Annotated in this window: 25 protein-coding genes and 4 tRNA genes; 15 read left to right on the top strand and 14 right to left on the bottom strand. The window is 67.7% G+C overall.

Translation table 11 applies throughout. From position 1 onward, the window contains the following. Window positions 1-125: 125 nt before the first annotated feature. The 4 genes from def to orn form a co-directional block, all read right to left on the bottom strand. Window positions 126-698, bottom strand: coding sequence for a peptide deformylase (gene def / locus AC1DFR_RS14410; protein WP_476848995.1), 573 nt, complete (start codon window positions 696-698; stop codon window positions 126-128). 40 nt (window positions 699-738) lie between these two features. After that, a complete protein-coding gene (locus AC1DFR_RS14415; protein WP_476848996.1) occupies window positions 739-1893 on the bottom strand; it encodes an acyl-CoA dehydrogenase family protein in 1155 nt (384 codons plus the stop codon). Window positions 1894-1986: 93 nt separating this feature from the next. Next, a tRNA-His gene (locus AC1DFR_RS14420) sits at window positions 1987-2059 on the bottom strand. A gap of 201 nt (window positions 2060-2260) precedes the next feature. Further along, window positions 2261-2893: an oligoribonuclease gene (orn, locus tag AC1DFR_RS14425; protein WP_476848997.1), complete on the bottom strand. Its 633-nt coding sequence runs from the start codon at window positions 2891-2893 to the stop codon at window positions 2261-2263. Window positions 2894-3061: 168 nt separating this feature from the next. Here orn and mptB point away from each other — a divergent pair, with 168 nt between their 5' ends. Further along, a complete protein-coding gene (gene mptB, locus AC1DFR_RS14430) occupies window positions 3062-4687 on the top strand; it encodes a polyprenol phosphomannose-dependent alpha 1,6 mannosyltransferase MptB (RefSeq protein ID WP_476848998.1) in 1626 nt (541 codons plus the stop codon). A gap of 12 nt (window positions 4688-4699) precedes the next feature. Here mptB and AC1DFR_RS14435 read toward each other — a convergent pair whose 3' ends face one another. Next, on the bottom strand, window positions 4700-5383 hold the full coding sequence (locus AC1DFR_RS14435) for a DNA alkylation repair protein (RefSeq protein WP_476873715.1): 684 nt from the start codon (window positions 5381-5383) through the stop codon (window positions 4700-4702). A gap of 78 nt (window positions 5384-5461) precedes the next feature. Here AC1DFR_RS14435 and map point away from each other — a divergent pair, with 78 nt between their 5' ends. Then, on the top strand, window positions 5462-6229 hold the full coding sequence (gene map, locus AC1DFR_RS14440; protein ID WP_476873716.1) for a type I methionyl aminopeptidase: 768 nt from the start codon (window positions 5462-5464) through the stop codon (window positions 6227-6229). On the opposite strand, the gene AC1DFR_RS14445 is transcribed toward map, so the two are convergent. After that, on the bottom strand, window positions 6226-6873 hold the full coding sequence (locus AC1DFR_RS14445) for a GNAT family N-acetyltransferase (protein WP_476871684.1): 648 nt from the start codon (window positions 6871-6873) through the stop codon (window positions 6226-6228). The genes map and AC1DFR_RS14445 overlap by 4 nt on opposite strands. A 31-nt stretch (window positions 6874-6904) precedes the next feature. After that, the gene (locus tag AC1DFR_RS14450; RefSeq protein WP_476849002.1) at window positions 6905-7414 is read right to left on the bottom strand and encodes a LapA family protein; all 510 of its coding nucleotides are present in this window, start codon (window positions 7412-7414) and stop codon (window positions 6905-6907) included. Between the two features lie 317 nt (window positions 7415-7731). Between AC1DFR_RS14450 and AC1DFR_RS14455 the strand changes: the two genes are divergently transcribed. After that, window positions 7732-8748 (top strand): magnesium and cobalt transport protein CorA, encoded by a 1017-nt coding sequence (locus AC1DFR_RS14455; protein ID WP_476873717.1) that lies wholly within the window; start codon window positions 7732-7734, stop codon window positions 8746-8748. Window positions 8749-8824: 76 nt separating this feature from the next. Here the strand turns inward: AC1DFR_RS14455 and AC1DFR_RS14460 are convergent. Continuing rightward, a tRNA-Arg gene (locus AC1DFR_RS14460) sits at window positions 8825-8897 on the bottom strand. 245 nt (window positions 8898-9142) lie between these two features. Between AC1DFR_RS14460 and AC1DFR_RS14465 the strand changes: the two genes are divergently transcribed. The 3 genes from AC1DFR_RS14465 (at window position 9143) to ettA (ending at window position 12123) form a co-directional block, all read left to right on the top strand. Next, a complete protein-coding gene (locus AC1DFR_RS14465) occupies window positions 9143-9715 on the top strand; it encodes a single-stranded DNA-binding protein (protein WP_476856925.1) in 573 nt (190 codons plus the stop codon). A 90-nt stretch (window positions 9716-9805) separates the two neighbouring features. Beyond that, window positions 9806-10357 (top strand): DUF6993 domain-containing protein, encoded by a 552-nt coding sequence (locus tag AC1DFR_RS14470; protein ID WP_476873718.1) that lies wholly within the window; start codon window positions 9806-9808, stop codon window positions 10355-10357. Between the two features lie 83 nt (window positions 10358-10440). Then, entirely contained in the window at window positions 10441-12123 is a 1683-nt protein-coding gene (gene ettA, locus AC1DFR_RS14475) for an energy-dependent translational throttle protein EttA (protein WP_026266424.1), read from the top strand. A 188-nt stretch (window positions 12124-12311) separates the two neighbouring features. On the opposite strand, the gene AC1DFR_RS14480 is transcribed toward ettA, so the two are convergent. Then, the gene (locus AC1DFR_RS14480) at window positions 12312-13274 is read right to left on the bottom strand and encodes an acyl-CoA thioesterase (RefSeq protein WP_476873719.1); all 963 of its coding nucleotides are present in this window, start codon (window positions 13272-13274) and stop codon (window positions 12312-12314) included. A 62-nt stretch (window positions 13275-13336) separates the two neighbouring features. On the opposite strand from AC1DFR_RS14480, the gene AC1DFR_RS14485 reads away from it, so the two are divergent. Then, window positions 13337-13996, top strand: a complete 660-nt coding sequence (locus AC1DFR_RS14485; protein ID WP_476856923.1) for a DUF8185 domain-containing protein — start codon at window positions 13337-13339, stop codon at window positions 13994-13996. A gap of 22 nt (window positions 13997-14018) precedes the next feature. On the opposite strand, the gene AC1DFR_RS14490 is transcribed toward AC1DFR_RS14485, so the two are convergent. Further along, a complete protein-coding gene (locus AC1DFR_RS14490; protein ID WP_476873720.1) occupies window positions 14019-14477 on the bottom strand; it encodes a globin in 459 nt (152 codons plus the stop codon). Between the two features lie 4 nt (window positions 14478-14481). Continuing rightward, window positions 14482-15141, bottom strand: a complete 660-nt coding sequence (locus AC1DFR_RS14495; RefSeq protein ID WP_028277840.1) for a mechanosensitive ion channel family protein — start codon at window positions 15139-15141, stop codon at window positions 14482-14484. A gap of 137 nt (window positions 15142-15278) precedes the next feature. On the opposite strand from AC1DFR_RS14495, the gene AC1DFR_RS14500 reads away from it, so the two are divergent. Continuing rightward, entirely contained in the window at window positions 15279-16304 is a 1026-nt protein-coding gene (locus tag AC1DFR_RS14500) for an NAD-dependent epimerase/dehydratase family protein (protein WP_476850150.1), read from the top strand. Between the two features lie 7 nt (window positions 16305-16311). Here the strand turns inward: AC1DFR_RS14500 and AC1DFR_RS14505 are convergent, their stop codons facing one another. Both AC1DFR_RS14505 and pepN read right to left on the bottom strand, forming a co-directional pair. Continuing rightward, the gene (locus tag AC1DFR_RS14505; RefSeq protein ID WP_476873721.1) at window positions 16312-16797 is read right to left on the bottom strand and encodes an OsmC family protein; all 486 of its coding nucleotides are present in this window, start codon (window positions 16795-16797) and stop codon (window positions 16312-16314) included. 86 nt (window positions 16798-16883) lie between these two features. Continuing rightward, window positions 16884-19439 carry an aminopeptidase N gene (pepN, locus tag AC1DFR_RS14510; RefSeq protein WP_476858751.1) on the bottom strand — a complete coding sequence of 852 codons (2556 nt, stop codon included), beginning with the start codon at window positions 19437-19439 and terminating at the stop codon, window positions 16884-16886. 375 nt (window positions 19440-19814) lie between these two features. Between pepN and AC1DFR_RS14515 the strand changes: the two genes are divergently transcribed. From AC1DFR_RS14515 to AC1DFR_RS14525, 3 genes are all read left to right on the top strand, one after another. Beyond that, entirely contained in the window at window positions 19815-20816 is a 1002-nt protein-coding gene (locus AC1DFR_RS14515) for a hypothetical protein (RefSeq protein WP_476873722.1), read from the top strand. Between the two features lie 202 nt (window positions 20817-21018). After that, entirely contained in the window at window positions 21019-21510 is a 492-nt protein-coding gene (locus AC1DFR_RS14520) for a ribose-5-phosphate isomerase (RefSeq protein WP_290370304.1), read from the top strand. Then, window positions 21510-22427 (top strand): Fpg/Nei family DNA glycosylase, encoded by a 918-nt coding sequence (locus tag AC1DFR_RS14525; protein ID WP_476873723.1) that lies wholly within the window; start codon window positions 21510-21512, stop codon window positions 22425-22427. The genes AC1DFR_RS14520 and AC1DFR_RS14525 overlap by 1 nt, the downstream gene beginning before the upstream one ends. Before the next feature lie 122 nt (window positions 22428-22549). Here AC1DFR_RS14525 and AC1DFR_RS14530 read toward each other — a convergent pair. Beyond that, a tRNA-Gly gene (locus tag AC1DFR_RS14530) sits at window positions 22550-22620 on the bottom strand. 131 nt (window positions 22621-22751) lie between these two features. Between AC1DFR_RS14530 and AC1DFR_RS14535 the strand changes: the two genes are divergently transcribed. From AC1DFR_RS14535 to AC1DFR_RS14550, 4 genes are all read left to right on the top strand, one after another. Next, a tRNA-Pro gene (locus AC1DFR_RS14535) sits at window positions 22752-22826 on the top strand. A gap of 68 nt (window positions 22827-22894) precedes the next feature. Further along, a complete protein-coding gene (gene tig / locus AC1DFR_RS14540) occupies window positions 22895-24289 on the top strand; it encodes a trigger factor (protein ID WP_476850146.1) in 1395 nt (464 codons plus the stop codon). A 308-nt stretch (window positions 24290-24597) separates the two neighbouring features. After that, window positions 24598-25236 (top strand): ATP-dependent Clp protease proteolytic subunit, encoded by a 639-nt coding sequence (locus tag AC1DFR_RS14545; protein ID WP_028277848.1) that lies wholly within the window; start codon window positions 24598-24600, stop codon window positions 25234-25236. A gap of 38 nt (window positions 25237-25274) precedes the next feature. After that, the gene (locus AC1DFR_RS14550; RefSeq protein WP_026266422.1) at window positions 25275-25934 is read left to right on the top strand and encodes an ATP-dependent Clp protease proteolytic subunit; all 660 of its coding nucleotides are present in this window, start codon (window positions 25275-25277) and stop codon (window positions 25932-25934) included. Window positions 25935-25991 lie beyond the last annotated feature (57 nt).

Below are 25991 nucleotides of genomic sequence, written 5' to 3' on the forward strand. Positions count from 1 at the left end.
ATCCCGCCGAAATTCCCCACCTTTGGGACCCGCCGCCGGCGCGTCCCGCCAAACCGCCGGCGATTTCCTGCGCATCGGCGTCAAACGTGGGGAAATCCGCGTGCAGCAGCGCCCAGCCGCGGCCGTCAGTGGCCGAACGGGTCCGGGTCCACTCCCGGCATCCAGGTCAGGCCGGGAACGCCCCAGCCGCTGCGCTTGGCCTGCTTCATGGCCCGGCGGGCATAGCGGTCAATGAGCCGGTTGACGTAGAGCTTGCCGTCGAGGTGGTCGTACTCGTGCTGGATGACCCGGGCGAACCAGCCGGTCGCCTCGAATTCCACCGGCTTCCCGTCACCGTCGAAGCCCTGGACCCTCGCCCATTCGGCCCGCTTGAGCGGATACTGGCCGCCGGGGAAGGACAGGCAGCCTTCCTCTTCCTCGTCGGGGTCCGGCAGGGCGCCGGAGATCTTGGAAAGTGTCAGGACAGGGTTGACCACGACGCCGGTGGGCGCGGCGCCGTCGTCGTTGTCGTACTTGTACACGAAGAGCCGCTTGCCGACCCCCACCTGGGGGGCCGCCAGCCCGACGCCGTTCGCGGCGTCGTTGGTCTCGAACATGTCGGCTATCAGGCTGCGGAGCTCGTCGTCGAAGACTTCGACTTCCGCGGCCCGGCGGTGCAGCACGGGCTCGCCCCAGATCGTGATGGGCAGGACGGTCATATCAGGAAAGATCCTCGGGTGCAGGTGGAGTCGCGGCGTCTCAGCCGGCGATGGTGCGGCCGACGACGTCGCGCATGATTTCGTTGGTGCCGCCGAAGATCGTCAGCAGCCGGGCGGCGAGGTAGGCCTGGGCCACCGGGTATTCCATGATGTAGCCGTACCCGCCGTGCAGCTGCAGGCAGCGGTCCGTGACGGACTTGGCGCGCTCGGACGCCCACAGTTTGGCACGGGCGGCGCCTGCGGCGTCGAGCTCTCCGGCGTTGAACGCCAGGATGGCCTGGTCCACATACGCTTCGGTGACCTCGACCTCCGTGAGGATGTCGGCGAGTTCGAAGCGGCTGTTCTGGAAATCGATGATCCGCTCGCCGAACGCGTTGCGGTCCTTCGTGTAGCGGACAGTCGCCTCGTAGGTGGCGCGCACGACGGCGGAGCTGGCCACGGCGATCGCCAGCCGGCCCTGGGGGAGCTGTTCGGCCGCGTACTGCAGGCCCTTGCCTTCCTCGCCGACGAGGTCCGCGTGCGGGACGCGGACGTTGTCGAAGAACAGCTCGGCCGTGTCGGAGGCCTTGAGGCCCATCTTGTCCAGCTGTTTGCCGGTGTTGTAGCCCTCGCCCTTCTGGACCATGAAAAGCGAGAACGAGTCGCGGTTTCCGCGTCCGGTGCCGCCGTCGGTGCGGGCAAGGACCAGGGAGGCGTCGCCGGAGATGCCGTTGCCGATAAACGTTTTCTGGCCAGTGATCAGCCAGTCGTCGCCGTCGCGGACCGCCTTGGTGCGGATGCCGCGCAGGTCGGAGCCGGCCCCCGGTTCGGTCCAGGCGACCGAGGTGACCTTTTCGCCCGAGACCATGCCCGGGAGCCAGCGGGCCTTGAGGTCATCGGAGCCGTAGGCCAGCAGGTGGGGGAGGACCATGTCATCGTGCAGGTGGAACGCCAGGCCGACCGCGAGGTGGTTGCTCTTGGCGAATTCTTCGTCCAGCACTGTCCGGAAGCGGTAGTCGGACATCCCCATGCCGCCGAACTCTTCCGGCACGGCCAGGCCCAGCAGGCCCTGCTCGCCGGCAGCGGACCACAGTTCCCGGGGCATCATGTGGTCCTCGTCCCACTGGGTGTAGTGGGGAGCGACCGCGCGCGCGTTGAACTCGGCGGCCATCTCACGGAACATCTCGTGGTCTTCTTCAAACAGCTTGCGCTTCACTGCGATTCCTTCCCATACAGACAACAAAGGCCGCACCGGATAACCGGTGCGGCCTTTGGAAAAGGTCGGACAATCACTGCCGTCCTTCATGAGGGTGAGCGACGGGGGTTGAACCCGCGACCTCCTGGACCACAACCAGGCGCTCTGCCAACTGAGCTACGCCCACCATGTGCCATATCAGGCCCTCCGGCGAACCGGCTGGCTGGAAAGGCAACGACAAATAGCTTACCTGCTGTTTGGGGGTGGTTTTGCCACTTTTGCGATTTTCGCCGAAATTTCCGCGAAACGTGGCGCAGATTACTTTTCCGCGCCACGTCCCCGGCGACGTTTCACCGGCCCCGCTGCGCGGAGGGTAGGTGTGCGGCCGCTACTCCGCCGGGGTGGGCTCGGCTGGTTCGCCGCCCATGACGCGTTTGGCGATCCGCTGCGCCGTGGCACTGTCCGGGCCCGGCGCGGGGACAAACACGGCCTCGCGGTAATACCGGAGTTCGTCGATGGAGTCCTTGATGTCGCCGAGCGCCCGGTGGCCGCCCAGCTTGGCCGGGGACTGGAAGTAGGCCCGGGCAAACCAGCGGCGGGAGAGTTCCTTGATGGTGCTCACATCGATGACCCGGTAGTGCAGGTGCTCCACCACGTCGGGCATATCGCGGACAAGGAACACGCGGTCGGTGCCCACCGAGTTGCCGCCGAGCGGCGCCTTCCGGGGATCCGGCACCCATTTCTTGATGTAGGCGAGCACGGCTGCCTGCGCTTCGGCCATCGTCTTGCCGTGCGGAAGCTCCGCCAGCAGGCCGGAGCGTGTGTGCATGTCGCGGACAAAGTCGTTCATCTGGGCCAGCGCGGCGTCGTCGGGCTTGATCACGACGTCGACGCCGTCCCCCAGGATGTTGAGCTCCGAATCGGTCACCAGCGCGGCCACCTCGATAAGGGCGTCATTCTTGGTGTCCAGGCCGGTCATTTCGCAGTCGATCCAGACGATGCGTTCGTTAGTAATAGGCACCCGCCCAGCCTACCGTTCCGACGCCACAGAGCCGTCCGGTGCTAGGATTTCGAATACGCGGCCGCCGAATTATTTCGGCACTGATTTCTTCGACGCGGCGCCCCGGGCCGGACACTGCGGCCGGCTGTGGGCGGAATTGTGGCCCACAACAGATTGGACGATCCTGACATGACGGCGCCTGTGCCTGCGGCGGGGGAAACGGCTGCCGGTACGTCCCGCCCGTCCACGTCCCGCCCCTCCGCGTCCGGCCGGACCGCGCTCACCCCGGCTGCGGCCTCCACTGAGGGGGAAGGGGCCGTCGGCGACGTCGACAACCCGCGGTCCCCGATCCTTGCCGGGTTCCTGGGCTCGCTGTTCATGACGATCGGTTCGATCGGCGTCGGCTGGCTTGCCCCCGCGTCCGAACTCCGCCGCGTCCCGCTGTTCATCTTTATGCGCACCGAGGCCCTGGGCGTCGCCCTCTGCATTGTCCTGCTGGCCTTCGGCGGCATGCTGCTGGTCCGCGCCTGGCTGCGGCTCGGCCAGCGCGTCCGGGTCTGGGGGGCCGGCGCCCGCAAGGCCACGCTCCAGGCGACGGCGGCGTGGGGGCTGCCGCTGATGTTCTCTGTGCCGCTGTTCAGCCGCGACGTCTACGCGTACATCGGCCAGGGCCGGCTCATGGTGGAGGGCTTCAACCCCTACGAAAACGGCATTTCGGCGCTGTCCAACTACTTCCAGCTGGGCGCCGACAGAATGTGGACCGAAGCTCCCGTCCCCTACGGGCAACTGTTCCTGTGGATCGAACAGTTCGTGGTCTGGGCCACCAACGTGCACCCTGAAGGCAGCATCATGCTGTTCCGGATCGCGGCCCTGGTGGGCGTGGTCCTCTGCGTGATCTACGTGCCCAAACTGGCCGAACTGCACGGAGTGAACCCGAACCGGGCCCTGTGGCTGACGGCGGCCAACCCGCTGTTCCTCACCAACTTCATCGCCAGCGTCCACAACGATGCCCTCATGATCGGCCTGGCCCTGGCCGGCCTTTATTACTGCGCCACGCGCCGGGTCATCCTCGGAATCGTGCTGGTCACGCTCTCCATCTCGGTCAAGCCCATCACGGTGGTCTTCCTGCCGTTCATCGGCCTGCTCTGGGCGGGCAAGGGCGCCAGCTGGCCGCGCAAGTTCGTCTTCTGGGCCCTCACGGCCGGCATCAGCCTGGCCTTGCTGTATCTCATGAGCCGGGTCAATGGCTTCGGCTTCGGCTGGATCAACGGGTTGTCCGCCCCGGGCAGCATCTGGATCTGGTACGCGCCTGTTGGCCTGGTGGGCCTGATCGTGGCCTCCATCTCCAACGCCTTCGGGCTCGACGGTTGGGGACTGGCCAAGTGGGCGTTCGACGCCGGCAAGCTGCTCGCCGTCGGCATCGTCGCCTGGCAGATTTTCCGCGGCGACTACGACCGCCTGATGCGCCGGCTCACCCTGGCGTTCGCCGCCGTCGTGCTGCTGTCCCCGATGATCCAGTCCTGGTACATCGTCTGGCTCATCCCGCTCTTCGCCGTCACGGGCATCCGCGACGACTGGCAGGTCAAGGCGCTCTACTTCATCGTGTCCTTCTTCATGGTGTACGCGATCTCGGACCAGCTCGACGTCTTCCCGTACCTGCAGACCGCGGATCTGGGCCTGGCCCTGGCGCTGGCCCGCAACGCCGCGGCGATCATTGCGTTGCTGTTTGCGCTGTACCTGATCTTCCTTGACCCGAAGACCAAGCTGCTGTTCACCAAGTCGGACGAGCCGGTCACCACTCGGCCGATCATCTAGCGCTGGTTCTGGCTAGGCCGCCAAGTTCCTGAGCGCTTCCTTGCGCGAGAGCGGACTGAGCTGGTCCGCATGCCGCCGCACGAATGCTTTCACCCAGGCCGGATCCGTCCTGGCGTACTGGCGCAGCGCCCACCCGATCGCCTTGCGGATGAAGAACTCCCGGTCCTCGAGGTTGGCCTCGATCACAGCGGCCAGGAGCTCCGTGTCCGTGGCGCCCTTCGCCCCCAGCTGTGCGGTGATCGCGGCCCGCCGGACCCAGAAGTCCTCGTCCCGGCTCCAGCGTTCGAGCACCGGCGTCAGTTCTGCCCGGTGGGCCTGCAACAGGGCGCCCAGCCGGTGGGCCACCCCGTCCACCAGGTCCCACCAGGCTCCGGTGCGGATGATTTCCTCATAGAGGGCCAGCATGCTCAGTTCCCCGGCTGCGGGCTTGAGCCCCGTGAGCTCGATCGCGGCATAGCGTTCCTCACGGTGGCCGGCGTTGCGCCACAGCACAAGAACCGCGGACTGCAGTTCCGCCAGGCTGCCCGGCGGGTGGTCCGAGGCTGCGGCCCTGACAATGCTGCGAACCTCGGGAACCCGCACGCCCAGGGATGGCATCTGCGATTTCATGTAGGCCTGTGCCCCCGCGGCGCGGCCAGGATCGGCAGCAGCCTGGAGGCTGCCGCGGATCGCGTCAATGAGTTCCGCGGTGGTCATGAGGCCACTGTAGACACGCCGCGGCGGGCTTTAGAGTTGAAGCCAGCAAGCCGCGGCTCCGCGTCGGAAGGGAAAGCCATGTCCATGATCAAGAGTCCCGAAGAGATCGCACTGATGCGCGAGGCCGGCCGGGTGGTCGCCACCACCCTCGCCCGGGTCCGCGACGCGGCCGCCGTCGGCGTTTCGCTCAAGGAACTGGACGATGTCGCCGCAGCGTCAATCGCCGATGCGGGAGCCACCCCGGCGTTCCTGAACTACCGGCCGCGGTGGGCGTCAGTGCCGTTCCCGGGGGTCATCTGCACGTCCGTCAACGACGCCGTCGTGCATGGCATCCCCAACGAGTACCGGCTCCAGGACGGGGACCTCCTGAGCGTGGATTGCGGCGCGTTCCTGGCCGGGTGGTGCGGCGATGCGGCAGTCAGCTTCATCGTGGGGACCGTGGACCCGGTGGACCAGGCCCTCATCGACGCCACGGACGCCGCCCTGGCCAGGGGGATCGAAGCGGCAAGGATCGGGAACAAGATGGGGGATCTCGCCTACGCGATCGGCGGGGCAGCGCGCCGGGCAGGCTACGGGCTGCTCGCCGACCACGGCGGCCACGGGATCGGCCGGACCATGCACGCCGAGCCGCACGTGCCCAACGACGGGCGTCCCGGTCGCGGCATCAAATTGACCGAGGGCCTGGTCATCGCCATCGAGCCAATGCTGATTCTCGGCCGCAAGGACGACTACTACTATGACGACGACGAATGGACCCTCCGCTCAGCGAACGGCCGCCGCGCCGCGCACAGCGAACACACCGTTGCCATCACCGCCGACGGGCCGGTGATCCTGACCCTGCCCTAGCGCCCGCGGTCCCTGCCGGGCCGGGGCACCATCAGGCGGACGACGGCGCGTCCCGGCACCGCGCCGCTGACCACTTCGCCGCTGACTACTGTGAAGCCAGCCGCCAAAAAGAGTCCCAGCGTGCCGTGGTAGAGGTCTGCCGGGCCGGCCTTGGGCCGTTGCGCGGGGTCGACCGGATAACCCTCCACCACCGTGGCGCCGTGCGCGGCGGCGTGTTCGACGGCGGCGGCAAGCAACGCCCCCGCCACGCCGGTCCGTCGGTGGCCGGGGGAGACGACAAAGCAACTGACGGACCACACATGATCCACGCCGGGATCCCGGGCGGCGTCAGGGGCCGACGCCAGCACCTTCGAGCGCAGGATCCTTGGGTAGCACCCGCGGGGCTCGACGGCGCACCAGCCCACCGGATTCCCGTCGCGGAAGGCCAGGACCCCGGGCGCCGGCTGGCCGCCGTCGAACTTGTCCCGCAACTGGTTCTTCCGCTCCTCCGGGGTGGACGCGGACCACTGCGGGCCGGTCAAGGCAAAGAACCGGCACCAGCATCGTGAGGGCTCGCCGCGGACGCCAAAGAGACGCTCGACGTCGGGCCAGTCCGCCGCGGCGGTGGTGATGGCTGCCTGGGCCCGGGGTTCTGCGTCGCGCATGGAAAGAGGGTAGCGCCTGGCGGTTTCCGCGTCAGCGCGTGCGCGTGCCCGGGCTGGCCTGGCGGCGGACGCGGTGCGCGGCGAGCCGGAGCTGGATGATGCGGGCGGCTCCGGCGATGGCGACCAGAACGCCGCCGCCGACGGCCGCGATGAACAAGGCGATGCCCAGCGGGACCGAGCCTTCGAGGCCAAAGAACTTCACCTGCACGTATTCCTGATTCTGCAGGATGAAAGCGATCAGCAGGATCAGCACCACGAGCGCGCAGGCAACCGCGGCCCAAACCATTCCCGCACGGGTGACCTGGCGCGTGTCCGGAGCGGGCGCCGGCGCGGGAGCCTGAGCCGTGGGTTCCTCGGGGCGGGAGGTTTCGGCGCGCCCCGCCGTCGTGGCGGCCACATCGGTGCCGGTCGCGGCCACGTCCGTGCTGAGGCCTTGCTCGGCGGACGAGGGCCCGGGCGTGGCGTCAGCGGACCCCGCGTACTGGGAGGTGGAGGCGTCGTCTGGATTGGTGGGGTCGAATCTGCGGGGTGTCTCGGTCATGGCGGCCGTACCTTTCGATTGCGGGCAGGGCGCACAGGCTATCCCTGCCGGCCTGCCAGTCCACTCAATACTAAGCGTGCTGAGGGCTGGCGGGGCTCAGGGCAGACGGTGTGCACGGTTCGGGCGATCTGCCCCAAGCCAGCATCTGTGCTTTGGAGCCCTGGCGGCGGCCGTCGGCGTCGTTCTTCCCGGCAGTCTTTCCGGGGAATGTTCCCGGAAAACCAGCGGCGCCCTCGGGGCAGTGCGGGCTGTTGGCACCGGCCCGGGGACGGTATAACGTCACAGCAAAGCGAATGCCTTGAAGAGGAGGCGCGGCCGTGACGATTATTGACAACGCCGTCTATGTGGACGGTCACCGGACCGCCGACCCGGAAGGGCTCGAGGAGACGTACTTTCTGCTGCGGCAGCGCCAGGGCATGGCCTGGATCGGGCTCTACCGGCCCGAAGCCGAGGAGCTGCGCTCCGTGGCCGAGGAATTTGACCTGAGCCACCTGGCCGTGGAGGACGCGCTCGCCGGCCACCAGCGGGCCAAGCTGGAGCACTATGGCGAGACGTTGTTCCTGGTGCTGCGGCCCGCGCGGTACCTGGACGATGTGGAGAAGGTCGAGTTCGGCGAGATCCATGTGTTTTCCGGCCCGGACTTTGTGGTGACTGTCCGCCGGGCGGAGTCTCCCGACCTGGCCCGGGTGCGCCGGCGGATGGAGTCCGAGCCGGAGTTCCTGGCACTTGGACCGGATGCGGTGTTGTACGCGATCCTGGACCAGGTGGTGGACGAGTACGAGCCGGTGGCGGCAGGGCTGGAAAACGATATCGATGAAATCGAAGACGACCTGTTCGCTGCCGACCCCGGCGTATCGCGCAGGATCTATGAACTCTCCCGCCAGGTCATCACGTTCCAGCGTGCCACGGCCCCGCTGGCCGGAATCCTGCAGAGCCTCATGGGCGGCGGACCGGACGGCGTGCCGGACGCCGAACTGCAGGATCATTTCCGCGACGTCCTGGACCACGCCATCAGGCTGGGGGAGCGGGTGTCTGCCTTCCGGGCGTTGCTGCAGAACGCCCTGGCCGTCAACGCGGCCCTGGTTGCCCAGCGGCAGAACGACGAAATGCGGCTCCTGACGGAGTCGAGCTTCGCCCAGAACGAGCAGGTCAAGCGGATCTCGTCGTGGGCGGCCATCCTGTTTGCGCCGACGTTGATCGCCTCGATTTACGGCATGAACTTCCGCGACATGCCCGAGCTCGACTGGATCTTCGGCTATCCGATGGCACTCGCGCTCATGCTCGGCATGGGCGGGATCCTGTTCCTGACGTTCAAACACAACAAGTGGATCTGATGTTCTGGTTGAAATAGGAGTTGGCGTAGGAAGCGGCCCTGACCTTGCGTTGTCGCAGGTCAGAGCCGCTCTCTTGTGCCCCAGGAGGGAATCGAACCCCCGACCGGCGGATTAGAAGGCCGCTGCTCTATCCCCTGAGCTACTGGGGCGCGCTGGCGCCCACCGGCTGCTGCCGGTGACGCCTCAAAAAGTTTACAGTGCCGGACGGCCGGTGGAGGTCAACGCCGTCCGGTTGGCTGGCCCTGCCGGCCCTGACTTCTCCCCAACACGGTCCCTACACCGTCGCCGGCAGCCGGTTATCCACATGGCACAGCCGGGTCCTCCCCGGCCACGGTCCACGGCGGGATGCTGGAACTGCCCGGCAGGGCACGACAATTCGAGACAGGACATGAGAATGAGCGACAACATTACGGTCCGTGGCTTCGTCGCCTCGGAGATCAGAAGCTCGACCACACCCGGTGGCGTGGCCACGGCGTCCTTCCGGTTCGGCGCCACCGAGCGCCGGTACGACCGCGGCTCCAGCACCTGGGTGGATGGCAACACCAACTGGTTCACCGTCCAGGGATACCGGCAGCTGGCCGGCAACATTGGCTGCAGCATCAAGAAGGGCCAGCGGGTCATCGTGGTTGGCAGGCTGAAGATGCGGAGCTGGGAGAAGGACGGCAGGGTCTACCACGTCGCCGAAATTGACGCGGAGTCAGTTGGCCACGACCTCATGTGGGGCTCTGCCAACTTCACCCGCTCAGCCGCAGCCGGAAGCCAGGCGGCCGCCGGCCCCGGTTCCCCAGATGCGCCCGGTAGCGGTGACGGCGACGGCGGCGGACCGCAGAGCCAGCCAGGGGACGACGACGGGGACGGCGACCACGGTGCCGACCACCACGACCACGGGACCTTCATCCATGACGAGAGCGGTGAGGAGGAGGAGGTGGACCAGGAAACCGGAGAACTGAAAGGGGCCGCAGCCTGAATCCGCGGGGACCGGCGGGCAGCGCCGTGGAGGCCGGGACTGGGCACCGGAACGCCGGAACGCGGCACTGCCGCGTGGCAGAATTGCCCGATGCAACACGCCAGGATCGCTGCGGGACGGGCGGACCCCACCCGAACCGCGGGAGGGGACGCCCGTCGCGGCGGCTGGGCCGTTCCGGCCGCCGCAACCTTGGTGCTCCTGCTTTCGGCCTCCGCCTGTGCGACGCCGGCCGGCAGCAGCGGAGCCATGGCCTCTGAAGCCGCGGATTCTCAGGGGACACCTTTCGCAACGTCCCCGGCACCGGCAGCCACTGCGTCGCCGCTGGCGAAACCCGGCCTGAAACCCGACAGGGAATCCGCCATGAAGTCCACGGTCGAGGCGGTCCTGAACGCCGCCATCCGCGCCGGCGGTCAGCCCGAAACGGCGGGCATCCGCGCGTCGTTGCTTAACGCAGGGATTCCGGCCGACGCTGTGGAAGTCACAGCCGGGCGGACGCCCACCGGCCTGGCTGTCGACGCCGTCGAGGCCGGAGTGCGCGACGGCAGCGACTGCATCGTGGCCCAGATCCGCACCGGCACCGTCACCGTCGCTGTGCTGCCGGGTCTGGCCTCCGGCGGCTGCCTCGTGGGCGTCCGGGACTGAGCCGAACCCCCGGACGCCGTTAAGTGGCCGATCCGGGCTCACGGAATGTGAGTTATCCCGCCCGAACCACTAGATTTGTAGGCATGGCGGAATTTATCTACACAATGACCAAGGCCCGTAAGGCTGTCGGCGAAAAACTCATCCTCGATGACGTAAGCATGTCCTTCTTCCCGGGGGCCAAGATTGGCGTTGTCGGCCCGAATGGTGCCGGTAAGTCCACCATTCTCAAGATCATGGCCGGCCTGGACACTCCCTCCAACGGTGAGGCCCGGCTCAGCCCCGGCTACACGGTAGGCATCCTGCTGCAGGAGCCGCCGCTGAACGAAGACAAGACCGTCCTGGGCAACGTCCAGGAAGGCGTCGGCGAAATCTACGGCAAGATCCAGCGCTTCAACGCGATCTCCGAGGAAATGGCCAGCCCCGACGCTGACTACGATGCCCTCCTCGAGGAAATGGGACAGCTGCAGGAAGCGATCGACGCGGCCGACGCCTGGGACATCGATTCCCAGCTGGAACAGGCTATGGACGCACTGCGCTGCCCGCCCGCCGACGCCGACGTCACCCTGCTCTCCGGTGGTGAGCGCCGCCGCGTCGCGCTGTGCAAGCTCCTGCTGCAGAAGCCGGACCTGTTGCTCCTCGACGAGCCCACCAACCACCTTGACGCCGAGAGCGTGCTGTGGCTGGAACAGCACCTCTCCAGCTACTCCGGTGCCGTCCTTGCCGTCACCCACGACCGGTACTTCCTCGACCACGTGGCCGAGTGGATCGCCGAAGTCGACCGCGGCCACCTGTACCCGTACGAGGGCAACTACTCCACGTACCTGGAGAAGAAGCGCGCCCGCCTGGAGGTCCAGGGCAAGAAGGACGCCAAGCAGGCCAAGCGCCTGACCGAGGAACTCGAATGGGTCCGGTCCAACGCCAAGGGACGCCAGACCAAGTCCAAGGCCCGTCTGGCCCGCTACGAGGAAATGGCCGCCGAGGCAGACCGTACCCGCAAGCTCGACTTCGAAGAGATCCAGATCCCGCCGGGACCGCGCCTGGGCGGGCTCGTGCTGGAGGCCAAGGGGCTCCAGAAGGGCTTCGATGACCGCACCCTGATCGACGGGCTGTCCTTCAGCCTGCCCCGCAACGGCATCGTCGGCGTCATCGGCCCCAACGGCGTCGGCAAATCGACCCTCTTCAAGACCATCGTGGGCCTGGAACCGCTCGACGGCGGCGAACTGAAGATCGGCGATTCCGTCAAGATCTCCTACGCCGACCAGAGCCGCGGCGGAATCGACCCGAACAAGACCCTGTGGGAAGTCGTCTCCGACGGCCTCGACTACATCCAGGTCGGCCACGTCGAAATGCCGTCCCGCGCCTACGTGGCCGCTTTCGGCTTCAAGGGCCCGGACCAGCAGAAGAAGGCCGGGGTGCTCTCCGGTGGTGAGCGCAACCGCCTCAACCTGGCGCTGACCCTCAAGCAGGGTGGCAACCTGCTGCTCCTCGACGAACCGACCAACGACCTCGACGTCGAAACCCTCAGCAGCCTCGAAAACGCCCTGCTCGAATTCCCGGGCTGCGCCGTCGTCGTCTCGCACGACCGCTGGTTCCTGGACCGGGTGGCCACCCACATCCTCGCCTACGAAGGCGACGAGGAGAACCCGTCCAAGTGGTACTGGTTCGAGGGCAACTTCGAGTCCTACGAGGAGAACAAGGTCGAGCGCCTGGGCCCGGATGCGGCCAAGCCGCACCGCGTAACCCACCGCCGCCTCACCCGCGACTAAGCCCGCAAGGCTTACAGCGCCACGAAAAAGCCGGCTCCCGCCTGAACTGCTTCAGGGGGAGCCGGCTTTTTGTGTGCGGTGGGCCTGTGTGCCGTTGACGCCGTGTGCCGAGGACGCCGTGTCCCAGCCGCCTCGGGGGAGTACTGGCAGCCCTTGGCCTTGCGGATCTGGTGCTGCAGCGCCCTCGATCAGACGGCGGCCTGCACGGCGCCCTTCTCCGTGTTCTTCAGGTCGGTGTTTTTGAAGTCGTTCGGGACGCGGATCATGCCTTCCTGGGCCACCGTCGCCACGTGCCGGCCGTCCCGGCTGAAGATTTTGCCCGTCGCGAGGCCCCGTGCGCCCTGCGCGCTGGGCGATTCCTGGACGTACAGGAGCCACTCGTCGACCCTGACCGGCCGGTGCCACCACATGGCGTGGTCCAGGCTTGCCACGGACATCCCCGGCGTAATCCAGCTCATGCCGTGCTTGCGGAGGATGGATTCGAGCAAAGTGTAGTCGCTCGCGTAGGCCAGGGCCGCCCGGTGCAGGCCGGCGTCGTCGGGCATCGGACCGAACGTCTTCATCCACACGGCGTTGCGGGCTTCCCGGGGTCCCTTGGCCGAGACATACAGCGCCGGATCGACGTGGCGGATGTCGAACGGCCGCTCGTAGGCCCAGTGCCGGGCCACGGGGTGATCGAACTTGCCCAGCAGGTCGGCCGTGCTCGGCAGCGATTCGGGGTCCGGGATCCCGGCGGGCATCTCGGACTGGTGCTCGATCCCGTCGTCCTCGGCCTGGAAGGACGCGATCATCGACAGGATGGGCATGCCCTCCTGATAGGCGTGGACCCGGCGGGCCGAGAAGGACCGCCCGTCGCGCAGTCGCTGCACACCGAAGGTGATCGGCTTGTTGGCGTCTCCGGGCCGGAGGAAGTAACCGTGCATGGAGTGCACGCTGCGGTCCGGATCGACGGTGCGGCTGCCGGCTATCAGGGACTGCGCCAGCACCTGGCCGCCAAAGACGCGCTGCTTGGGCTGTTGCTGGGAGGGACCCATGAAGATGTCCTCGTCCGTCCGGGCGCCCTCGAGCTCGCCGAGGTTGAGAAGTTGGATGAGCGAGGAGGTGGGGTCCTGGGTCGGGAGCCCCAGCAGTCCGGCTTCGGCTTCAGTCATGGTCTGACTCTAGACGGCGTCCAGCGCCGCTCCAAAGAAGCGCAGCCGGTAGAGTCAGTAGTGTGTCTGATGTCCTAACCCAGCCCCTGCAGTTCACCGATCCCCGCGACCTCGACGACCTGCGCACCTTCGCGACGCGCGCCAGGTCCATTGACGACGGCGCCATCCGGCTCCAGGCCGCGGGCCCCGTCCTGGCCGCCTACGTCTGCGTCCTGCGGCCCCGGCTCCTGGGCGAATCCACCCCCACCATCCTGGGCCTGCGGACCATGGCGCTGGCGCAGCCGGCGGACACTGACGTGACAGTGCCGCTGTCCGCCGTGCTGGACCGCCTGGCACGGGCGGGGGAGCACGACGTCGAACTTCCCGTCCCGCCGGTGACCGTCAGCGAGTCGTGGGCCGGGATCGGCGCGCCGCGGGCCGGCTGGGAACTGCTCGGCACCGTCCAGGACACTGCCCTGCGGACCGCAGCGGAGGCCGGGATCAGGGAGATCGCCGCGATCATTCCGGACAAGCCCGGTGCGCTGATCGTCAACAACGCCAGGGCAACGGTCTGGGGCCGGGAACTGCCCGACGCCGGCGGCCTGCCGGCCGGGGCCGCGTTCGCCGCGCTCACCCTGGGTTTCCTGGCAGAGAGCGAACAACGGCTCTACCGCGCCGGGCGCTGGTTCCGGCTCAGCGGCACCCGCGGCCACGTGCTGGTCCGGACCGGCACCGGGCTCTAGGAAGCTCCGGCGCCCTCCGCACTCAGGCCTCTGACGGGCTGTTCACCATGGACAGGGCTGCCCGCTCCATGTAATCCCAGAGCGTTCCCTCATACAGCGGCGGCAGTTCCAGGGCATCCACCGCGGCACGCATGTGGAACAGCCAGCGCTCTTTGGCCTCCGGCGTCACCCGGAACGGCATGTGGCGCATCCGCAGCCGCGGATGCCCGCGCTCCTCGCCGTACGTCGTCGGCCCGCCCCAGTACTGTTCCAGGAACATCAGGAAGCGCCGCTTGGCCGGGCCAAGGTCCTCTTCCGGGTACATGGCGCGCAACAGCGGATCTGTTGCGACGCCGTCGTAAAAGACGTCGATGAGCTTCACAAAGGTCTCGTGGCCGCCCACGGCGTCATAGAAGTTGTCCGTGTAGCCGGGCTGGCTGAACGGATCGTTCTGCAGCAGTTGCCTGGGCTGGCTGGGGTCGCTGGCGCTGGGAATCGTCATTTCACTATTCTCCGGCCTTCTGCTGGGGTGCGCTGTCGGCCTCGTCCGCCGGGGACGTCTCGGGCGGAATGTATGTGCCCTGGGAGCGGTTGCCCACGCGCAGGATTTCGCCGTTGCGCAGGTACCAGATGGTGCCGTCGTCGGCCCGGACCCGGGTGATCCGCAGGTTCATGGCCTCGACCGTGCCCACCACCTCGGAAGTCTCGATAATGTCGCCAATGCCGTACTGGTCCTCGAAGGTAATGAAGATGCCGGCGAGGAAGTCGCGGATCAACTGCTGGGCACCGAAGCCGATCGCCACACCGAGGATCCCGACGCTCGTCAGGATGGGAGCCACGTCCACGTTCAGGTACTTGAGCACGTACACGATGGTGAGGACGGCGATCAGGACGCCGACCACGCTGCGGAGCAGTGCGCCGATAGTCTCTGCCCGCTGGACGCGGCGTTCGTGGTCCAGGGCGCGGAACGCCGGAGCCACCCAGCGGAAGTGCGACTTCTTGAAAAGTGTGCTGCCCGCCGCGACCCGTTTGGTGATTCCGGTGATCACGAAGGATGCCACCAGCCACACGGCGACGCCGATGCCCAGGCTGATGAGGCCGCCTGGCAGGTTGACAGCCGAGATGTCCGGTGCGGTGATGGGTTCGATGGTGGTCAGGCTGATCATCGGTGAGGGAAAACTCCTTGTTTACTGCAACCCTGCTGCCGGCCGGCAGCAGGGCTGGGCGTCCGGAAAGGCGGCTGGCGTTCGCCGGGCGCATAACGCTCTGGTCTACTTCAACATTAGCGCCGTAGCGTGGCCCCATGCGCATCCTGGTCCTTGGCGGCACCGTCTTCCTGTCAGCTGAAATAGCCCGGCAGGCCCTCGCCGCCGGTCACGACGTCACATGCCTGGCCCGCGGCACCGCCGCCGCGCCGCCCGACGGCGCCACCTGGCTGCGCGCGGACCGCGCGCAGGGGAAGGCCGCGTACCAAGGGGCCGCCGGCAGCGGCGGGTGGGACGCCGTCGTCGACGTCTCGCGGGACCCCGCCCAGGCACGGGAGGCCCTCGAGACGCTGGCCGGCTCGGCCCGGCACTGGACCTTCATCTCCAGCTGCTCGGTCTACGCTGACCACTCAGTGGCCGGCGAGGCCGAAGACGCCCAGATGCTCCCGCCGCTGGCCCCGGGCACGGAACTGACCATGGATAACTACGGCGAGGCCAAGTCCGCGATCGAGCACCTGACCCGGGAACTGGCAGGGGACAAGGCGCACCTCTGCCGCGCCGGCCTGATCGGCGGCCCCGGGGACGGCTCCGACCGCTACGGGTACTGGCCGGCCCGATTCGCCCGGGACAACGATCCCGTCCTGGTCCCGGACATCCCCGCCGACGCCACCCAGATCATCGACGTCCGCGACCTCGCGGCCTGGATCCTCACCGCCGCCGAAAACGGAACCACAGGGGCGCTGAACGCCGTCGGTGAGCCGGTGCCCTTTGCCGCCTACCTGGAGGAAGCCCGCCAGCTGGCCGACGCCGACTCCGAGGTGGTTGTCGCCCCCGAGGACTGGCTGGCGTCGCACGGTGCGAACTACTGGGCCGGCCCGGACTCGCTGCCGCTGTGGCTGCCGCCAGGCCACGAGGGCTTCGCGACCCGCAGCAACGACGCTGCCCGGACAGCAGGGCTGCGGCTCCGGCCCTGGATGGACACGCTGCGGGACACCCTGGCGGATGAACGCCGCCGCGGACTCGGCCGTGAACGCAAGGCCGGAATGAGCCCGGAGACGGAGCGCCGGCTGGTGTCCGAGTACCGGACAGAGGCCTCGGCCGGCCCGGCTGACGGCGCCGCCTGAAAACTATTCAGTCAGCCTGGCCCTCCACCACAGCCGTCGGCTCGTGCAACACCGGGAAGTTCACGCTGCGGGCGATGAAACAGACCTTGTTGGCCTCCACGTGGAGTTCCTCGAGGACATCCGGTGCCGCCGCTTCCGCCACCGTCACCCGGGGCTTCAGCGTGACGGATTCGAACTGCCCGCTGCCGTCCCTGTTGGTCCGCATCAGGCCCTCGGCCCGGTCCTCGTAGGCCGTCACCACAACGCCGTGCTTCACGGCCACGTGCAGGAAGGAGAGCAAGTGGCACTGCGAGAGCGCGGCCAGCAGGAGCTGTTCGGGGTTGTAGCGCTCCCGGTCCCCGTGGAAGGTCGGATCGGCCGAGCCGCGCAGCACCGGCAGCCCGGGGATCTCGACGTCGTGGTCCCGTGAGTAACCGCGGTACGAGGACGTACCGGCCCCGCGGTTCCCGGTCCAGCGGACGGTCAGCGCATAGTGATGTTCGTCAAGGCTCATGACTCCAGCCTAGAACGACAGAACCCCGGCGCCGCACAGGGGCGGCGCCGGGGTTCCAGGCTTTCGGGGGTCCGGTGCCTTGGTCGTTAGCCGACGTCGGCCTGGCGGGCGCGCAGGGCGCGGGCAACGCCGTCGCGGTTCTCCAGCATCATCCGGCGCAGCGCCGCACTGCCCTCCGGCAGCGAGGCCAGGAACTCATCCGTGCGGTCCACCGTGGCCTGCGTGGTCAGCTGGGCCGGGTAGAGCCCGACGACGATCTGCGAGGCCAGCGCGTGGGTGCGGCTTGCCATGATGCCGGGGACGGCCTCGAAGTACTTCTCGGCGTACGGCTCGAGCAGGGACGTGTCCAGGACCCGGGTAAAGCCGGTCACCGCGGAGCCCTGAAGGGCGTTGGACAGATCGCCCTTGACCACAATCGATTCCCAGGCCGCGGCCTTGGCCTCCGGGGTGGGGATGGCGGCCGTGGCCAGGGCCGCCGCGTTCTGGCCGTTGGAGGTGTTGTCGTGCTCCAGTTCCTCGTCGATCCGCTCCTGCCCGGCGCGGCCGCCGGCCACGAGGGAGGCCAGCAGCTCCCACCGCAGGTCCTGGTCCACGCTCAGCCCATCGAGGGAGAGTGAGCCGTCCAGCAGCCCGGAGACCGTGTCCAGCTGCCCGGCGCTGCGGGCCAGCAGGGCGTAGGACTTCACGAACTGCAGCTGGGCGTCCGAGCCGGCCGGCACCGCCGAGGCGAGCTCCCAGAGCTTGTCGGCCGCGGCCACGGCGGTCGCCTCCTGGTGCTCCCCGGCCACGTAGAAGGTCAGCGTGGTGGCCAGCTGCCGGAGCTGGACCAGGATCACGGAGGAATCGGATTCCTCGGCAATGTTGGCGAGGATCAGCTCCACGTACCCGCGGGCCGGGGACTCGCCGTCGCGCGCCGCATCCCAGGCCGAGCCCCACACGAGCGTGCGGGGGAGGCTCTGGCTGAAGTCCTTCAGGTGCGCCGTTGCGGTGGCGAGGGACTTCGGATCCAGGCGGACCTTGGCATAGGCGAGGTCGTCGTCATTGAGCAGGATCAGGTCCGGCTGGGCCAGGCCGGCCAGGGCCGGAACTTCGGTGCGCTCGCCGTCGACGTCGAGCTCCTCGCGGTGCACCCGCTCCAGCTTGCCGGCCCCGTTGAGGTTGTAGAAGCCGACCGCGAGGCGGTGCGGGCGCAGGGTCGGTTCGCTCTCGATGGCCGACTGCACGATGGCGAAGGACTCGATGGTGCCGTCCGCGGCCGCCGAGATTTCCGGTGTCAGGGTGTTCACGCCGGCGGTCTCCAGCCAGAGCTGCCCCCACCGTTCCAGGTCGCGGCCGCTGGCCTTCTCGAGTTCGGCCATGAGGTCGCTGAGCTCGGTGTTCTGCCAGGCGTGCTTGCTGAAGTACTCCCGCACCCCGGACATGAATTGCTCCGGGCCCACCCAGGCGACGAGCTGGCGCAGCACCGACGCGCCCTTGGCGTAGGTGATCCCGTCGAAGTTCACCTCGACGTCCTGGAGGTCGTTGATCTCGGCGAAGATCGGGTGCGTGGTGGGCAGCTGATCCTGCCGGTAGGCCCAGGACTTCTCCACGGACGCGAACGTGGTCCAGGCGTGGCCGAACTCGGTGTTCTCGACGGCGGCCAGGTGGGACATGTATTCGGCGAAGGACTCGTTGAGCCAGAGGTCGTTCCACCAGCGCATGGTGACGAGGTCGCCGAACCACATGTGCGCGAGCTCGTGCAGCACGGTGATCGCGCGGCGTTCCACCTGGGCGTCGGTGACCTTGCCGCGGAAGACGTAGCCTTCCAGGATGGTGACGGCCCCGGCGTTCTCCATGGCGCCGGCGTTGAACTCCGGCACGAAGAGCTGGTCGTACTTCTCGAACGGGTATGGGCAGCCGAACTGGGCCTCGAAGAACTCGAAGCCCTGCCGGGTGAGCTCGAAGATGTTGTCCGCATCGAGGTACTGCATGAGCGACTTGCGGGCGAAGATGCCCAGCGGGGTGACCTTGCCCGCCGCCGACGTGACCTCGCTGCGCACCGACTGGTACGGCCCGGCGATCAGGGCGGTGACATAGGAGGACAGCCGCGGTGTCGGCGTGAACTCCCAGACAGAGCGGGCGCCCCCATCCGCGCCGGGGATGGTCTCCACCGGCACCGGGGTGGGGGAGTTGGACACGACATCCCAGTGCGAGGGGGCGGTGACGGTGAACGTGAAGCTGGCCTTCAGGTCGGGCTGTTCGAAGACGGCGAACATGCGCCGCGAATCCGGGACCTCGAACTGGGTGTACAGGTAGACCTCGTTGTCCACCGGATCCACGAAGCGGTGCAGGCCTTCACCGGTGTTCATGTACGGGGCGTCGGCGACCACCAGCAGGTGGTTCTCGGCCGCGAGGTCCGGGAGCTGGATCCGGACGCCGTCGGAGACCTCGGCCGGATCCAGTTCGCGGCCGTTGAGGCTCACGCTGTGCACGGCGTGGGTGACGGCGTCGATGAAGGTCGACGAGCCCGGCTTGGCCCGGAACTTCACGGCCGTGGTGGAGCCGAAGACCTTCTCGCCGCGGGTCAGGTCCAGGCTGACCTCGTAGGAGTCGACGTCGATCAGGGCGGCGCGCTCGCGGGCTTCGGCGCGGGTCAGGTTCATACCGGGCAAAGGGGCCTCCAGAAGAAGATGGATACTGCCGGCCGGCCGCGGCCGCGGCCGCCGGCGATACTGTGAAATTATTCTTTCACGTTAGCGGCCCTTGGCAAGTTAGCCCGGTCACAACCGGCCCCAAGGCCTCGGCATCCAGCCCACGATTTGCCACGAATGGCCGCTAAGCCGATGCCCTTGGCGGCCATTCGTGTCAGATGGGTGCGGTTGGGGCGGCCACGTTGACGTTGCCCCGGCGGTCTCTTGCTCGTGGCGAGGTCCGGGCGCCGGGCTACGTGCCTGATCCCACATTTGCTTCCCGTCCACCTCCTGACCTGCGCGCACGTCCCCAGATCCATCAAGGGGCGTCCGCGGTAGCGTTGGAGCATGGGAAAGATCCGTGACTCCGTCGATGCCAGGGCGCTGCGCTTTGCCATCGGTTTCCCCCTGATGCTGGCGGCAGGATTCGTGGTGTGTGCGCTTCTGGTACGCCCGGATCTGCCCGAGCCGCTGGCCGTCCGCTGGACCGCCGCCGGTGCCGCCGACTTCGCGCCGTTCGTGACGGTCGCGGGAGCCGGAGCCTCGCTGATCGTGGTGATTGGCTGGGCCGTGCTGCTGCAGGCCGTGCCGCTGTCGCGCCCCGCGATGATGCGCCGCATCATGATGGGCGCCGGCCTGTCCATGAGCCTGTTCGTCACCACAGTCCTTGCCGCCGTGCTTGTGGGCCAGCTGGGCCTGCCCGATGCGCGGGGATCCCATGTGGACGCCTCGGTCCTGGCTCTCGGCAGCGGCGCGGCCCTCGGCCTGGGCGTTGTGATGGGTTTTGTCTTCAAGGCCGACGAGCGCTGGTCCGTTGATGACGACGTCGCCGTCCGGCAGGCGCTTGAGCGTGAACAGGATCCGGATTTGGCCAGGGACCGGGTCAGCCTCTGGGTCCACGCCCGCAGCTCCATCTTCGTCATGCTCGGCATCGCAACGATTCTGCCGGCCGCTCTCCTGACCGTTGCCGTGCCGTGGCTGTCTGTCCTCCTGGTGGCGGCGGCCCTGGTGGCCGCGGCGTTCCTGGTGGCCCGGATCCGGGTCGACCGCGGCGGCCTGCACGTCTTCGCGGCAGGCTTCGTCCGGGTCATGGAAGTTCCGGCCGTGGCCATCGACGCCGCGACGCCCACGGACGTCACGGCGGCGGACTATGGCGGGTGGGGCTACCGGACCCATGGCAACACCACCGCGATGCTGGTCAGCAGCGGCCCCGCGGTGGTCATCGACCGCTCGGACGGGCGCCGGCTGGCGGTGAGCGGCGGCAGTGCCACCGCGGCGGACAATATCGCCCAAACGCTGTCCCGGGTGGCGGACAGGGCCCGGCGGAACGGCGGGACCACGGCCGTGTAGCACGGCGGTGTCGGTCCCCGGTGGAGTAGGACGGTGGAGCAGGACGGCGGAGTACGACGGCGTGCCGGGCCTGTGTAACACGACCGTCCAGTGAGGGGTTCGGCGGGCTGCAGCAAGGTCCCGGGAGGCCCGGCCTAGTAGGCTTGGACCAGACCCCAACCGCCCCGGCCGCCGCCCGGCGCCGCAACCGAACGGAACAGCCGTGACCATTTCTGACCTGCCCCGCGTGCACATTGCCACCGACCACGCCGGAATGGAGCTCAGCGCCCACCTGGTCAGCCACCTCGGCGCCAAGGGCTATGAGGTGGTGGACCACGGACCGAAGGTCTACGACGCCCTGGATGACTACCCGTCGTTCTGCATCAACGCCGCCCTCGCCGTCGTCGCGGACCAGGAGGCCGGAACCCACGCCCTCGGCATAGTCCTCGGCGGCTCTGGCAATGGCGAGCAGATCGCCGCCAACAAGGTCAAGGGCGTCCGTGCCGCGCTGGCCTGGAACCTGTCCACCGCCCAGCTGGCACGTGAGCACAACGACGCCAACGTCGTCGCCGTCGGCGGCCGCCAGCACAGCGTCGACGAGGCCACGGAAATCATCGAGGCGTTCCTGGCCGAACCCTTTAGCAACGATGAGCGCCACGTCCGCCGGATCGGCAAGATCGCCACGTACGAGCGCACCGGCGAGGTCATCGACTAGTGCCGGAGGGGCATTCCGTCCACCGGCTGGCCCGCCAGTTCGGGGACGTCTTCGCGGGGGAACGGCTCGCGGTCTCCAGTCCGCAGGGCCGGTTTGCCCAGGGCGCGGCGCTGCTGGACGGCCACACCCTCGTCAGTTCCGTGGCGCACGGGAAGCACCTCTTCCTGGAGTTCGGGCACGGGCTTCTCCTGCACGTCCACCTTGGCCTCTATGGCGCCTGGGATTTCGGCGGTGACGCCACCTTCCGCGGCGCCTCCAGCATTGGCGCGCCCCGGAAGGTGGGGGAGCGGGAAGTCTACGACGACGCTGAGGCGGCCGGGCCGGCCGCATATGAGGGCCCGCCCGCGCCGGTCGGTGCTGTCCGGGTCCGGCTCGCCGGCGCGCACGGCTGGGCCGATCTCCGCGGCGCGACCACGTGCGAGGCGATCACGGACGCGGAAGCGGCGGCCGTACTGGCGCGGCTCGGCCCGGACCCGCTGCGGAACCTTACGGGAGACCGGGACGCCTTCAGCGCCACCGTGGCGGCCAAACGCACACCGCTGGCGGCCCTGCTGATGGACCAAAAGGTGATTGCCGGCGTCGGGAACGTCTACCGGGCCGAACTCCTGTTCCGGCAGCGGCTCAACCCCTGGCTGCCCGGCGGCGAACTGTCACCGGACGCGGCCCGCCGGCTCTGGGACGACACCGCGGCCATGATGACCGACGGCGTCCGGGACGGCCGGATCATCACGACGCCGCCGCAGTACTGGAACGGGGCCGGAGCCGGCATATCCCGCGGCGTCCTGCCGGCCCCGGAGGAGGCGCACTTCGTCTACCGGCGGCACGGACTCGGCTGCAGGGACTGCGGAACGCCGGTGGCGCTGACCGAGCTTGGCGCCCGGAAGCTCTACTGGTGCCCGGCCTGCCAGCAGGCCTGAGCCGGTACGCCTGCCCTTCCACGCCTGCCCTTCCACGCCTGCCCTTCCAAGCCCCGGCCGCCGGGGCCCGGAGAGGAACGAAAAAAGCCCCTCCGGAGAGGGGCTTTTTCGTCATATTTCTGAGGGGACGACGGGAATCGAACCCGCGTAATCAGTTTGGAAGACTGAGGCTTTACCATTAAGCTACGTCCCCGGGATCTCACTGGAACTCCAGCAAAACTTCCGGGCGGCTGTTCAAGCCGGATACAACTAAACCCAATTCAAGGCCCCGGTGTCAAATGTGCAAATCGGCACAGTATGACCGTAGACTGTTCTGTGCACTTACGGGGTGTAGCTCAGCTTGGCTAGAGCGCCTGCTTTGGGAGCAGGAAGTCGCAGGTTCAAATCCTGTCACCCCGACTCTGCAAGCACTGCCAGCACGTGGCAATGCAGAACCCCATACCCCCCACACCAGGAGTACTTAGACTGTGAAGAGCGCTGTCGAGAACCTCACCCCCACGCGGGTCAAGCTCAATGTTGAGGTCCCCTTTGAGGAATTGAAGCCCAGCATCGCAGAGGCATACAAGACTGTTGCTTCGCAGATCCAGGTCCCCGGTTTCCGCAAGGGCAAGGTCCCCTCCAAGCTCATTGACCAGCGCGTTGGCCGCGGCTACGTCCTGGAGACGGCCATCAACGAAGGCCTCAACGGCTGGTACCAGGCCGCCGTGCAGGAAACCGGCATCCGCCCGCTGAGCCGTCCCGAGGTCGAGATCACCGAGGTTCCGGACCCGTCCGCCACCGACGGCGAGCTCAAGTTCCACGCCGAGGTTGACATCCGCCCCGAAATCGAACTGCCCGACTACGCAGGCATCAAGGTTGAGGTCGCCGCCGCCGAGTCCTCCGACGCCGACGTCGACAAGGCCCTGGACGAGCTCCGCGGCCGCTTCGGCACGCTGAAGTCCGTGGACCGCCCGGCCGCCGATGGCGACTTCCTGACGATCGACATCGCAGCCTCGATCGACGGCGCCGATGTTGACTCCGCTTCCGGCCTGTCCTACCAGGTTGGCGCCGGCACCATGCTCGAAGGCCTCGACGAGGCCGTCACCGGCCTCAGCGCCGACGAGGACGCCATCTTTGACACCACGCTGGTCGGCGGCGAGCACGCCGGCGAGTCCGCTCAGGTCAAGGTCACCGTCAAGGCCGTCAAGGAGCGCGAGCTCCCCGTCGCCGACGACGACTTCGCCCAGCTCGCCAGCGAATTCGACACCCTGGCCGAACTCCGTGAGGACCTCGCCAAGCAGGCCGCTGAGTCCAAGATTGTTGACCAGGGCGTCGAGGCCCGCGACAAGGTCCTGGACAAGCTCGTTGAGCTCGTCGAGGTTCCCGTCCCGGCGTCGATCGTCGAAGAGCAGCTCGAGCAGCACTTCAACGCCGAAAACGCCCACGGTGAAGGCGAGCACGACACCGAGGAGCACCGCGCCGAGGTCAAGGCCAACACCGAGCGCGCCTTCCAGAACGAGATCATCCTCGACGCCATCGCGGAGAAGGAAGAAGTCAACGTCAGCCAGAACGAGCTGATCGACTACATCGTCACCACCGCCAGCCAGTACGGCATGGATCCGAACCAGTTCGCCCAGATCATCGATCAGAGCGGCCAGGTGCCCATGATGGTTTCCGAGGTCCGCCGCCGCAAGGCACTGGCCGTCGTGCTGGGCCAGGCCGAGGTCACCGACTCCGAGGGCAACAAGGTTGACCTGAGCGACTTCGTCCGCCCCGGCGACGAAGCCGCCCCGGCCGCCGAGACCGTTGAGGACGAAGCGGCTTCGGCAGAAGCCAGCACCGAGGCCACGCCGAGCGATGACCCCGCAGCAGTGAAGTTCTAGCAGTCACTGAGACTTAGAACAGTCGGCCCCCGGATCACCGATCCGGGGGCCGCCTGTTTTAAGCCCCCGCCTGCGGCCATGCCCGGCCGGCACGGTCTGTTCGGGAGCCGGGAAGGGCCCGCATCCAGGACCCGGCGCGCGGGGTCCCGGCAATCGTGCGCCGTCAGCGAACAGCCCGGCGCCAGCGAACAAAGCGGGCGTGAAAACGGTTAGTGTCGCTGTAGGAAAGTTCAGTGATGTCGTCCAGTGGCGTCACCGTCGCCAGCGAGAGGTAAGTACATATGTCACAGCAAGCAGGGGCACCCCGGATGGCCACGGTCGATCCGGCAGCCCAGGATAACTACATTTACAACCGCCTGCTGAAAGAGCGCATCATCTGGCTCGGCTCCGAGGTCCGCGACGATAACGCCAACGCGATCTGCTCCCAGCTGCTGCTGCTCTCGGCGGAGAATCCTGAAAGGGACATCTACCTTTACATCAACTCACCCGGCGGCTCCGTCACCGCCGGCATGGCCATCTACGACACCATGCAGTTCATCCCGAACGATGTTGTCACGGTCGCCACCGGCCTCGCCGCGTCCATGGGCCAGTTCCTGCTCTCCTCCGGCACCAAGGGCAAGCGCTACGCCACCCCCAACGCCCGCATCCTCATGCACCAGCCATCCGGCGGCATCGGCGGCACGGCGTCGGACATCAAGATCCAGGCCGAGCTGATCCTGCACATGAAGAAAGTCATGGCCGAGCTGACCGCGGACCAGACCGGCCAGAGTGTGGACACCATCCTCAAGGACAACGACCGCGACAAGTGGTTCACGGCCCCGGAAGCCCTCGAATACGGCTTCTTCGACAAGATCGCCGCACACGCCGGATCCGTGGCAGGCGGCGGCGGAACCAACGCCAACGGCTCCGGGAACAGCGGCGGCGCTGCGACAGCCACCGAGAACTGACCGGCAGGTAGACAGCAATGAATTCAGGAGCAATGAACATGAACTACAACTTCGGTTCGACTGCCGGCAACCTGCCGAGCAGCCGCTACGTGCTGCCCCAGTTCGAAGAGCGCACCCCCTACGGCTTCAAGCGCCAGGACCCGTACACCAAGCTGTTCGAGGACCGCATCATCTTCCTCGGCGTCCAGGTTGACGACGCCTCGGCCGACGACGTCATGGCCCAGCTGCTGGTGCTCGAGTCCACCGACCCGGACCGCGACATCACGCTCTACATCAACTCGCCTGGCGGTTCCTTCACCGCCATGACCGCGATCTACGACACCATGACGTACATCCGGCCCGAGATCCAGACCGTCTGCCTCGGCCAGGCGGCCAGCGCCGCCGCCGTGCTGCTCGCGGCCGGCACGCCGGGCAAGCGCCTCGCACTGCCGAACGCCCGCGTACTGATCCACCAGCCTTCGCTGTCCGGCGGACAGGGCGGGCAGGCCTCGGACCTGGAGATCCAGGCCGCCGAGGTCATGCGCATGCGCTCCTGGCTCGAGGACACGCTGGCCAAGCACTCCGGCCGGACGCCGGAACAGGTCAACAACGACATCGAGCGGGACAAGATCCTCACGGCCGCCGAGGCCATGCAGTACGGCCTCATTGACCAGGTCCTCGATTCCCGCAAGATCAAGCCCCAGGCAATCGCGCGCTAATCAGCAATCCGCGGCGCCGGTGCGGCATTTTTACTTGGCCGCACCGGCGTCCGCTTT

The organism is Arthrobacter sp. 05T410 (assembly GCF_056396505.1).